We start from the raw sequence: 11275 nt of genomic DNA, 5'->3' as shown, positions 1-11275 counted from the left end.
CAATCAAATACAGAAATGGATGAATGAATACAATACATATGCACCACATTCCGCTTTAGAAATGAAAACACCAAATGAATTTTATAACTTTAAAATCGCTGCTTAACTAGTCCAACTTTTTAGCGGAAAGAGCAAACTCGAGAACAATAATTAGCCTGAAATTGTCCTTAATAATATTCTTGAAGAACTGCGGTTCTTTAGATACGTCGTTCAAGTTCATCAGCATTACAAAACCAGATCCTATAAACCAGTATACTGAATCTTTTAGTAATTCTATGTTCCAAAAACCTAAGAAACGAAGTAACCAAATTATTGATGCCGAATAGCCAATGGCCAGGATAATCATGATTATTATTTTTAGCTGAAAAAATGCTCGAATAAAATGATCTATGGAAGTTCTTGTCGGTTTGTAGATTAGAAGAAAGAATAGTCCGATGATAATCCAAAGACCTGCTGCTAATTCTCTGTTAGAAAATATTGTTATTGTTTCTTCCATCTTAATTCTTCGGAAGTTCTAATTCGAAGACATCTATTTTTTAATTTTGGCTAAAGTTCTACATAAGAAATGTGGGGATTTCGAAGTGCATTCCCGATTACCCCTGACGAACTAAACTAAGTAGGTTTAAGCTTACTTTCAATACATGTCTCCCTATCTTTCTTAGATTTTGATAGGCTTAGTGTTTTTTTCTTAAGTCAACAAATAAAGGCTCATCATCAAACCCATTCCCCATAAGAATTCCAGTTTTTCGTGCTTGCTGATACCTGTTCAATCTATCTAAGTAGCGATTTCTATTCTTCTCATTATTTTTAAAAACCGTTGAAATGAACTTAATGGATCCCTTAAGAAGCAGATTTTCAACGGTATCATCGAAGTCGTCAAGTAAAGTAATTAGGTCATATTCATGATAGATATTCTTTGAATCTAAAATTACAATTTTACTATCGTCTCTAAGTCCCCGTGATATTTGTAATGGGTTTTTCTTAGGTTTTTTTTCTCCTCTATTTTCCAAATAGTCAACAGTGTGCGCCCCAGCTTTATTTCGAAGCTCAAGAATTTTTAGTTGGTTGAATTCCTTTAAAGCGCTGGTCTTACCTGGAAATTTTATAACTTCAAGAAATGATTTTATTGCACTGTGTTGAAGGTATACAGCATTTAATATCCCATAAAGCCTTAAGTATCGTTCTCCATAATTTTGAATTTTTGTTGGTCCTTCAATTTTAAATTCTCGGAAGTTACTCTTGGCTAATTCAGTGTCTCCGATAATATCAAGCACACTACAAATTGTCATCCAGTCTGATTCATGCTCGAATTTGAGACTGTCTTTTACAGAGGGAAGAAAGTCTCCATTGATCGTGTTTGCTAATTCATTGATTAGATCACGAACATGTTGTTCAATTCTTGAAATCAGCGATTCTGTCATATTTTACATTGAGCCCAACTAATTAACATCCTCAATGATATGTATTTTTTCTTACCTAAAAACCTGACCCTGAAAGCACTTAATTATTGGAGAATTTTGGATAAATCAGCCTTGTAATCCCTATATTCCCTACATCCGGTCTATACTCAAATGCATTTGAAAATCAGCTTCAGTATCATAAGGGACTTTCCCCAAAAGGCTCCATTTGCAAGAAAGTGAATTATTCAAAGAAAAAAATACCATAAAGTGGGTAATTTTAAGTGAGAATAGGTGAATAATGAAGAATCTCCCAATTTCAATTATCCTGAAATGATATAGTTGAAATACAAATTCCCGATAAATCATTTAACCATGCCAATTGAAGTGATTATTCTCAATATCTACTCTCCAATTTCTTGAAATCAGAATTGGATAAAATCTTGATTTTACAATTTTTGAATTCATTCAATTCCTTAATTTTTTGAATTTTTGACCATCCATACCCCTCACCCAAGACGACGTAATCGACTTTGCTTGAAATAGTTTGTTTAATAAGTCCTCCATTATTAAGAATGAACTCTTTGCCTTCATCCCTATCTTGAGTTAGTTCCCCGGTAAAAAGAAAGGCTGCCCCTTCAATTTTCAAGTCTTCTAATTCATTTTTTGATATTAAATAGTCCTTAATAATATCAATATTCTCATTTTTAATCTCCAAGCTGATTTTCTGATGGCTCCTAATCTCCTTTTTTATAAGTGAGTCGGGATTTAAATTTTGAATCAATTGAAAATAATTAGGATAAAGTTCAATGAGTTCATTAAAAACATGGGCACAAACCACAGCATCATCAAGAGGATCATGATGGTTTTTAATGTTGATTTCAAACTCATCCGCTAGATCCGTAAGCTTTCTAGGCTTTCCGGATTTTTCCGCAAGCCTCATTGTGTCCAAGTATCTAATATTAAAGTCTTCGATTTTATAATGTAGAAACAAATTTTTTAAAATGCTCAGATCCATACTTGCATTGTGAAACACAATCAAGCTGGAATTGAAATATTTAGAAAATTCAATTTCCCACAAGTCTTTGAAGTCGAGTGCGAACTCAAGGTCCTCTTTACTAATCCCATGAATTTGGTAATGCGATTGAAGAATTACTTCGGCTTCAGGCGGTGAAATAAAAAATTTATCTTTGTGAACAAAAGTGTCGTTTTTAACAAATGCCAAACCGATTGCACAGGCACTGATTCTATTATTATTGGCTGTTTCAAAATCTATCGCGATGAAATCAAATTCAGAATTAAAATATTCCGGAAACTTATGGGGGTTTCTAAATTCTCCTGTTCTTAGTTTTTCTTGAATGGCACGTTCGTATTGGGGTTTAAACTCGTGACCTAAGCGCTTAGATTGGTCAAACCATTTTTGGAGAAAGAATACCGGTTCAGTCTCTACAAATTTAAAAAATCGAAATTCATTTTCAGTTTGCGGATTTACACCATCCACGGTTATATTAATTTTGTCTTTAGTTCCAAAAAGGTTTTTAAGCCAGTTCATGATAATCTATTTAAAGAATTTAAATCTCTCAGGAATCGCCTTCCCTAGAATTACCCATGATACTTAATTAGGGAATCTTGTCTTTCTAAAAGATCAACTAAAACTTATTAGTCGCAATAAAGGAAAATAATTAATCAAAAAAATACCATAAAGTGGGTAATTTTTAAGGTTAATTAAAAAACAAATCAGTTAGGCTATAGATTTTCAATGCTTTGAATGAATGGTTATCAATCATTTTTAGCCGGACAATACCTACATTGACAGGTTCAACCAGAAAGCTCAGAGGTTTAGCGAGAAGAGCCCGTTTTTTATCGTGACGCATTGAAAGCTCACCATGGCCAGCAGGGATATTATCTATGGGATTACGATGATCAAGGCCAGGGTTCGTAAGGTGGTTCTGGTGGATTTAGGGGAGTTGGAATAAAGGCATTACCTTCTTTTAACTCAATGTATTTTTAGTTTTGACTCAAACTAATATCTTTACTGAGCTTTCTATTTGCACTTTTATGAATAAGAAACAAAAAGAAACAATCGAGAAGATAATTCGGTCCAAGGAAAAAGAGTTTTTAAATGAGTTCTTAGACCATTTCCTGGATAGAGGTTTGGGATCAGTTTCGAAATCTGAAACAGATATTTTTCTCTTCCATTTGCTTCAGAAATTTGAAAGAGAAAAGGAATTAGCACTTTCAAATTTTGATTGGAGTACTTTATTGAAAATATCAGAAAGGAAAATTAAAAATCTAAGATTGGAAGTAGGTATAAGATATGATTCCGATGATGAGAAAGATGAATGGAATTCTTGGGTTTCATTTTTAGAATTAATTACAGATGGTTATCTAGAATTTTCTGGGAGTGCTAAAGTCATCCTTACTATTGAAAACCCATATCTATTAAGATTTTTAGAGGGAAACATAAAGAAAATGAGACTTGGATCTACAGATTATTCTTTCAATTCGGAAAGAGTTTCCTTTTCTATTTCAACTCTCGAAAAATTATTGAAAAAAGCGGCACATGAAATTTCTATTGGAATTGGGTCAACCAAAGCTGAAGAAGTTTTTAAAAAAGCCAAATGGAAGAATTATGGGAAAGAAGCAAAGACCAAATTATTCGATATAATAGGAAAATCAATTCCAACAATTGTAAAATCAGTAGTATTTCCAACACCTTAAATACCCATGTTCGAACAAACCTTTAAAAACGTAGATGATATTCTCCACAAGGACGCAGGATGCGGTTCGGAGCTTGATTATGTGGAGCAGACATCCTGGATCTTGTTTTTAAAATACCTTGATGATTTAGAAAAAAATCGAGAAACTGCCGCTCTACTCACTGGTAAGAGCTTTTCACCTATCATCAATTCAGAATTTCATTGGAGTACTTGGGCAGCCCCGAAGCTTCCCTCTGGAGAACTAGATCATCACCAAGCCCAAACCGGGGATGATCTAAACGACTTTGTCAATAACAAACTCTGGCCTTATCTCCGGAGCTTCAAAAAATCTGCCCTTAGCGCCGATACCATCGAATATAAAATCGGGGAGATCTTCAGCGAACTCAAAAACCGGATTCAAAGCGGATACAACCTTCGGGAAGTGATCAATCTAATCGATTCCCTTCGCTTTCGAACCTATGACGAGAAGCATGAGATGTCTCATCTCTATGAGGGAAAAATCAAAAATATGGGTAATGCCGGCCGAAATGGAGGAGAATACTACACCCCTCGCCCTCTGATCACGACCATCATTAAGGTAGTCAATCCTCAAATTGGAGAAACAGTCTATGACGCTGCCGCAGGTTCGGCAGGCTTCCTCTGTGAAGCTTTTGAATTTATGCGCAAAAGTAAGTCACTGAGCACTGCCGAATCCGAAATCCTTCAAAAGCGAACCTTTTACGGTAAGGAAAAGAAATCCCTTGCCTACATCATTGGGATCATGAATATGATTCTACATGGAGTAGAAGCTCCCAATATCATCCACACGAATACCTTGGCCGAAAACTTGGCAGATATCCAAGAAAAAGACCGCTACGATGTAGTCTTAGCCAATCCTCCCTTTGGTGGAAAGGAACGAGCCGAAGTACAACAAAACTTCCCAATTAAAACCGGAGAAACGGCTTCACTTTTCCTACAGCACTTTGTCAAAATCCTTCGGGCTGGAGGACGAGCCGGAATCGTGATCAAAAACACCTTCCTAAGCAATACCGACAATGCCACCGTCGCCCTGCGTCGCCAATTGCTGGAAAACTGCAACCTGCATACTGTCTTAGACTTACCAGGAGGAACCTTCACTGGAGCTGGTGTCAAAACGGTGGTACTATTCTTCGAGAAAGGAAAGCCAACCCAAAAGGTATGGTTCTACCAACTCAACCTTGATCGTAACCTGGGCAAGACCAATCCATTGAATGAAAACGATCTAGTGGAATTTGTTGAACTGCAAAAGTCCTTTGCCGATAGTGAAAACTCTTGGACGGTCGACATGAAAGACGTGGACCAAATCACTTTTGATTTAAGTGTCAAAAACCCCAACAAAAAAGAAGAAGCCGCCCTTCGATCTCCTCAAGCTATCCTAAAAGAAATGAAAGCCTTGGACGAGGAAAGCTCAGATATCTTAAACTCAATTTTGGAATTGATATGAAGCAGGGTTGGGAAATAAAGAAGTTGGGGGAAGTATGTGAATTATCAGCAGGTGGTGATGTTCCAAAAGACAACCTTTCCAAAACTAAAAGTGAGTCTTACCAAATTCCGATTTATGCAAATGGAGAGAAAAATGATGGGCTTTATGGTTATACAAATATTGCCAAAGTAGTGAAACCAAGCATTACGGTTTCAGCTCGTGGAACAATTGGATATTCGGTAAAAAGATTAGAGCCATTCTTTCCAGTAGTAAGATTAATTGTCGTAACACCAAAGGATAGTTCAAAATTAGGTTTGGACTATTTGAATTATGCTATAAAGACAATTGATTTTAAACATAGCGGAACGTCTATTCCTCAATTGACTGTTCCAATGATTAGTAATTATAAAATCCCACTTCCCCCCCTCCCCGAACAACAACGCATTGTTTCCATTTTAGACGAGTGCTTTGTCACCATAGATAAGGCAAAAGCCAATGCCGAACAAAACCTCAAAAACGCCAGAGAACTTTATGAAAGCTATTTACAGGGGGTGTTTGAGAAGAAAGGGGATGGATGGGAAGAGAAAAGATTTGAAGAATTAATACGAGAAAATCAAATAGGTCTTATTAAAAGTACGAAAGAGCAAGGAAATGATAAACCATATCGCTACCTAAAAATGGACTCAATTACTTCCGATAACAATTTAGTCCATAATAAATATGTTTATGTTGATGCAAGCAAGATTGAATTAGAGAAGTTTGCTTTAAACGATGGAGACTTCTTGTTTAACACGAGAAATAGCTATGATTTGGTTGGAAAAACTTGTGTATTCACTCCAATTGATGATGAACCAACCTTATTCAACAACAACATAATGAGAGTTGTATTTAATAAAGGAATTTCATCAAGATTTATCAACTATGCTTTTTCTTCAAAGTTGGTTAAAGAAAGATTACAGAAACTAAAAAGTGGCACAACAAGCGTTGTAGGTATTTATTACAAAGGTTTGAGAAATCTTAAAATACCGGTTACCAATTTTAAAGAACAGCAAACCATTGTCAGAAAATTAGATACCCTTCGAGCCGAAACGCAAAAGCTGGAAGCGGTGTATCAGAAGAAGATTGAGGATTTAGAGGAATTGAAGAAGAGTATTTTGCAGCGGGCGTTTATTGGGGAGTTGACTGGGAAGGAGGTTGTGGTATGAATTTTAAGAATAGAGAATTCATAGTAAGAAATGGTTTGTATTGGCCTGAAATATTGAGAAAAGATGTACCAAAATCTAAAACCGCATTGCAACCAATATTTGAAGCATTTACAAACTCCCTTGAAGCAATTAGAGACAAGCAAAAAGAAGATAAAGATCATAAAGGGAAAATTTTAATAAGAATTTACGTTGTCGAGGGAGCAATTGAGGAAACCCATTATTTCAAAAAGGTTTCAATTATAGATAATGGAATAGGATTTAAAGACGATCAGTTTGAAAGATTTAATATTTTTAGAGATGTAAGAAAAAATTATAAAAATCTTGGTTCAGGAAGAATTCAATACGCTCACTATTTTGATAAAACTGAAATAGAAAGTGTTTATGAATTTGAGGGTATTTTTTATAAACGGGTGTTTTATGTTTCAAAAGCAGAAGACTTTCTAAAGCATAATTCCATTGTTTATCATAAAGAATGCAAAAAAGTTGAAGCAATCGAATCAGAAACAACTATTACTTTTAATGACTTAATTGAAAATAGCGATGTGTATAATAGCTTAAATGATGCTACTTTAAAAGAAAAATTATTAGAACGATATATTCATTATTTTTGCTATAATAAAAATAATATCCCTGAAATAAATATTGAATTTTATATCCATTCTAATAAAGAAAGTGAAAGTCATATCACTTCATTTGATTTACCAAGTATTGACAAGACGAAGACAATTCCACTTTTTTATTCAAGGAAAACTGATCTTGGAATTGAGAAAACTAATGAATCTGAAGAATTTATGATCGATGCTTATAAAATACCAAAAGATAAACTTAAAGAAAATAGACTAAAATTGGTTTCCAAAGGTGAGGTAATTGAAGAATCCGAAGTATCACTGGATATTCTTGCAAATACGGACACCATAAAAGGAAACAAATATCTCTTTTTAGTATCAAGTAACTATATCGATTCAAGAGATACGAATTTAAGAGGAGTATTAAATATCCCAACCAGAAATTCTTTTGAAAGAGACTTATTTGCTTCCGACAAAGAAATTTTTTTAGAGGAAATTAAAGAGGAAGTGAATACATCTATTAATTCGATGTATCCTGAAATCAATGAAGTTACTCAAAAACATCAACAAGATTTATCAAGATTAAAAAATATGTTTTTGCTAGATGAGGAAACAGCAAAAAGTATTAATATATCTATCAATGATAGCGAATCTGAAATTCTAAAGAAATTTTATGAAGCTGAAGCCAAGAAAGAAGCTTCAATTGACGCTTCAATAAAAGAATCCATTGACAATTTGGATAAACTCGATACCCGTAACCCTAATTATGAAGAAGAATTAGAAAAAGAAATTGATCGAATTGTTTATGCAATTCCAATGCAGAATAAAAAAACCTTAACCCATTATGTAGCAAGACGAAAATTAGTACTTGATTTACTCGATAAAATATTGAAAAGAAAGCTTCATGTACAACAACAAAAAGAAAATTACGATGAGGCACTTATACACAATCTTATATTTCAAAAGGGATCTAACGAAACAGATAAAAGCGACTTATGGATAATTAATGAGGATTTCATTTATTTCAAAGGAAGTTCAGAGAAGCAATTAAGCAAGCTTGAAATTGACGGAGTAAGGGTATTTAAGAATAAATTTTCAGAAGAAGAAGAACGCTATTTAACTTCGCTAGGAGAAAATCGAAAAATTAAAAGGCCTGATGTTTTACTTTTTCCAGAGGAAGGAAAATGTATAATTATTGAATTCAAGGCGCCTCATGTGAATGCTTCTGATCATCTGACGCAAATAGATAGATATGCAAACTTAATTCGAAATTATACAATTGATCAATTTCAAATAACAACCTTTTACGGTTACCTCCTAGGTGAAAGCATTGAACCTAGGGATGTTTTAGGCTCTGTAAGTAGGTATGAATATTCATATCAATTTGATTATTTATACAGACCAGCTGAAAATGTGATCGGCTTTGATGGCAGATCAAATGGTGCTATTTACACTGAAGTAATAAAATATTCGACATTACTTAAAAGAGCACAACAGAGAAATAAAATTTTTATTGATAAACTAAAATGAACGAATCCGAAACCCGTGCCGACCTGATAGATCCCAAGCTAAAAGAAGCAGGCTGGGGAGTGGTAGAAGGCTCCAAAGTGCTTCGAGAATATAAAATCACGGCTGGAAAGATTCAGGTTGGTGGTAGAGGCAAGCGGCAGATTGCCGATTATATTCTCGTTTACCGAGGAACGAAGTTGGCGGTGGTTGAGGCTAAGAGCGCCAATCTGGAAGTAGGTGAAGGAGTCATGCAGGCTAAGGACTATGCCGCCAAGCTGAAGCTAGCCACTACCTACTCCACCAATGGCAAAGAAATCTACCAAATCTGTATGGAGACAGGATTGGAAGGTATGGTAGATGATTTTTTAAGTCCTGATCAACTTTGGGAAAAGACTTTTCCAATTAAAAAAATCGAAAATCAAGAAACTTTTAAAGAAGAATGGCGAGAAACTTTCGCTGCTGTTCCCTTTGAAGACAAGTCCGGAACTTGGGAACTCCGGTACTACCAAGAATTAGCCATTGCAAAAACCTTAGAAGCTATTTCAAATCAAAATGATCGAGTGCTTTTGACGCTTGCCACAGGTACCGGAAAAACAGCCATTTCATTTCAAATTGCATGGAAGCTATTTCAAACCCGATGGAATCTTAATGATCGAAATAAGCATCCTGATCAGGCTTCTCGTAGGCCAAGAATTTTATTCCTAGCAGATAGAAATATATTAGCCAACCAGGCATTCAACTCTTTTTCAGCATTCCCTGAAGATGCACTTGTAAGGATCAAACCAGATTCGATAAAGAAAACAGGGAAAGTACCTACCAATGGGAGTTTGTTCTTTACAATCTTCCAAACTTTTATGTCTGGTAAAGATGAAGATGGAAAACCTACCCCCTATTTCGGAGAATATCCAGCAGACTATTTTGACTTGATCATTATCGATGAGTGTCATCGAGGTGGAGCACAAGATGAAAGTAATTGGAGAGGGATTTTGGAATACTTTTCTCCAGCAGTGCAATTGGGCTTGACAGCTACTCCCAAGAGAAAAGACAATGTAGATACCTATCGCTATTTCGGGGAGCCAGTTTATTCCTATTCACTCAAAGAGGGCATCAATGATGGTTTTTTGACACCATTCAAAGTCAAGCGAATTCAAACGACCTTGGATGATTACACCTATACCTCAGATGATGAGATTGAAGAAGGAGAAATTGAAGAAGGCAAGCGCTACGAGGAAAAGGATTTTAACCGAACCATTGAGATAGTAGAAAGAGAGCGAAAACGAGTTCAGATCTTTCTATCAGACTGCAATCAAAAAGAGAAAGCCATCGTCTTTTGTGCCAATCAAGCCCATGCAGCCCTTATTCGAGATTTGATCAATCAAGAAGCTCAATCCAAAGATCCTTTTTATTGCGTTCGGGTCACAGCAAATGATGGGGAAAGCGGAGAGCAGCAGCTTCGGGAATTCCAGGACAATGAAAAAACCATCCCAACCATCCTCACTACTTCCCAGAAGCTTTCAACTGGAGTTGATGCTCGGAATGTAAGGAATATCGTCTTGCTCCGACCTGTCAATTCCATGATTGAATTCAAGCAAATTGTAGGTAGAGGAACGCGCGTTTATGACGGAAAAGACTTCTTTACGATTTATGATTACGTAAATGCCTATCAACATTTTTCTGATCCAGAGTGGGATGGTGAACCAGCGGAACCCGAAGAAATAATTGGCCACCCTCCTCCTCCAGTTCCATGCAAAGATTGCGGACAAATTGATTGTGTTTGCATAAAGGAGCCTCCATCACCTTGTTTGGTTTGCGGTGAGTCTCCTTGTATTTGCCAAAAAAGACCAAAAAAGGTCAAAGTCAAATTAGGTAAAGGAAAAGAAAGGACTATTCAGCACATGATGTCCACTTCCTTTTGGAGTGCAGAAGGAAAGCCCATTTCTGGCGAGGAGTTTATGACCGAGTTATTCGGAGAACTCCCCAAGCTTTTCAAAGATGAGGAGGAATTGAGAGCAATTTGGAGTAATCCAGTCACAAGGCGAACTCTTTTGCAGAAATTGGAAGAGGCAGGCTTTCCGCAAAGTGATTTATTAACCTTACAGAAATTGGTAGACTTGGATAAAAGTGATCTTTTTGATGTATTAGAATATGTTTTCAATGGTGATTTTATTGCAAAAACACGAGAAGAACGATCCGTAGCTGCCAAAAAATCCATTGTTCCCCTTTTGAATGAAAATCAAAAAGACTTTATTGAATTTGTCCTAGACAAGTATCGAGAATCTGGAATTGAAGAATTAGACGACTCCAAACTCAACACTATCCTAGAAAATAAATATGGAGACATTTTCAGCGGTGCAGAAATACTAGGCGGGGTCTTGGAGGCAAGAAACCTTTTTATTGATTTTCAGAAGTATTTGTATCAAGATGTAGTGGCATGAAA

General features: G+C 35.7%; 9 protein-coding genes. 6 read left to right on the top strand and 3 right to left on the bottom strand.

Annotated features, from left to right (window positions below; translation table 11 throughout):
• Nucleotides 1–7 precede the first annotated feature (7 nt).
• On the top strand, nucleotides 8–106 hold the full coding sequence (locus tag CDH51_RS20470; protein WP_394335579.1) for a hypothetical protein: 99 nt from the start codon (nucleotides 8–10) through the stop codon (nucleotides 104–106).
• Here CDH51_RS20470 and CDH51_RS18850 read toward each other — a convergent pair whose 3' ends face one another.
• The 3 genes from CDH51_RS18850 to CDH51_RS18835 form a co-directional block, all read right to left on the bottom strand.
• A complete protein-coding gene (locus CDH51_RS18850) occupies nucleotides 107–496 on the bottom strand; it encodes a hypothetical protein (protein WP_100630123.1) in 390 nt (129 codons plus the stop codon).
• Nucleotides 497–674: 178 nt separating this feature from the next.
• Nucleotides 675–1421 carry a hypothetical protein gene (locus CDH51_RS18845; protein WP_100630122.1) on the bottom strand — a complete coding sequence of 249 codons (747 nt, stop codon included), beginning with the start codon at nucleotides 1419–1421 and terminating at the stop codon, nucleotides 675–677.
• Between the two features lie 373 nt (nucleotides 1422–1794).
• Complete coding sequence (locus tag CDH51_RS18835) at nucleotides 1795–2949, bottom strand: exonuclease domain-containing protein (RefSeq protein WP_100630119.1); 1155 nt, start codon at nucleotides 2947–2949, stop codon at nucleotides 1795–1797.
• A 506-nt stretch (nucleotides 2950–3455) separates the two neighbouring features.
• On the opposite strand from CDH51_RS18835, the gene CDH51_RS18830 reads away from it, so the two are divergent.
• The 5 genes from CDH51_RS18830 to hsdR are packed head-to-tail and all read left to right on the top strand — an operon-like array spanning nucleotide 3456 to nucleotide 11273.
• Entirely contained in the window at nucleotides 3456–4118 is a 663-nt protein-coding gene (locus tag CDH51_RS18830; RefSeq protein WP_100630117.1) for a hypothetical protein, read from the top strand.
• 6 nt (nucleotides 4119–4124) lie between these two features.
• Nucleotides 4125–5579: a class I SAM-dependent DNA methyltransferase gene (locus CDH51_RS18825; RefSeq protein ID WP_100630115.1), complete on the top strand. Its 1455-nt coding sequence runs from the start codon at nucleotides 4125–4127 to the stop codon at nucleotides 5577–5579.
• Nucleotides 5576–6763, top strand: a complete 1188-nt coding sequence (locus CDH51_RS18820; protein WP_100630114.1) for a restriction endonuclease subunit S — start codon at nucleotides 5576–5578, stop codon at nucleotides 6761–6763. Before CDH51_RS18825 ends, CDH51_RS18820 begins: the two co-directional genes overlap by 4 nt.
• Nucleotides 6760–8859, top strand: coding sequence for an ATP-binding protein (locus tag CDH51_RS18815; RefSeq protein ID WP_100630112.1), 2100 nt, complete (start codon nucleotides 6760–6762; stop codon nucleotides 8857–8859). Before CDH51_RS18820 ends, CDH51_RS18815 begins: the two co-directional genes overlap by 4 nt.
• A complete protein-coding gene (gene hsdR, locus CDH51_RS18810; RefSeq protein WP_100630110.1) occupies nucleotides 8856–11273 on the top strand; it encodes an EcoAI/FtnUII family type I restriction enzme subunit R in 2418 nt (805 codons plus the stop codon). Before CDH51_RS18815 ends, hsdR begins: the two co-directional genes overlap by 4 nt.
• The last annotated feature ends 2 nt before the right edge of the window (nucleotides 11274–11275 follow it).

The organism is Algoriphagus formosus (genome assembly GCF_002807035.1).
Lineage (GTDB): Bacteria > Bacteroidota > Bacteroidia > Cytophagales > Cyclobacteriaceae > Algoriphagus > Algoriphagus formosus.
Note: the sequence above shows the minus strand (reverse complement) of the source record. Positions and strands in the feature narration are given on the sequence as shown.

Coding starts and splice junctions, on each gene's coding strand:
- CDH51_RS18850 (WP_100630123.1), bottom strand. CDS start 496: ATGGAAGAAACAATAACAATATTTTCTAACAGAGAATTAGCAGCAGGT.
- CDH51_RS18845 (WP_100630122.1), bottom strand. CDS start 1,421: ATGACAGAATCGCTGATTTCAAGAATTGAACAACATGTTCGTGATCTA.
- CDH51_RS18835 (WP_100630119.1), bottom strand. CDS start 2,949: ATGAACTGGCTTAAAAACCTTTTTGGAACTAAAGACAAAATTAATATA.
- CDH51_RS18830 (WP_100630117.1), top strand. CDS start 3,456: ATGAATAAGAAACAAAAAGAAACAATCGAGAAGATAATTCGGTCCAAG.
- CDH51_RS18825 (WP_100630115.1), top strand. CDS start 4,125: ATGTTCGAACAAACCTTTAAAAACGTAGATGATATTCTCCACAAGGAC.
- CDH51_RS18820 (WP_100630114.1), top strand. CDS start 5,576: ATGAAGCAGGGTTGGGAAATAAAGAAGTTGGGGGAAGTATGTGAATTA.
- CDH51_RS18815 (WP_100630112.1), top strand. CDS start 6,760: ATGAATTTTAAGAATAGAGAATTCATAGTAAGAAATGGTTTGTATTGG.
- hsdR (WP_100630110.1), top strand. CDS start 8,856: ATGAACGAATCCGAAACCCGTGCCGACCTGATAGATCCCAAGCTAAAA.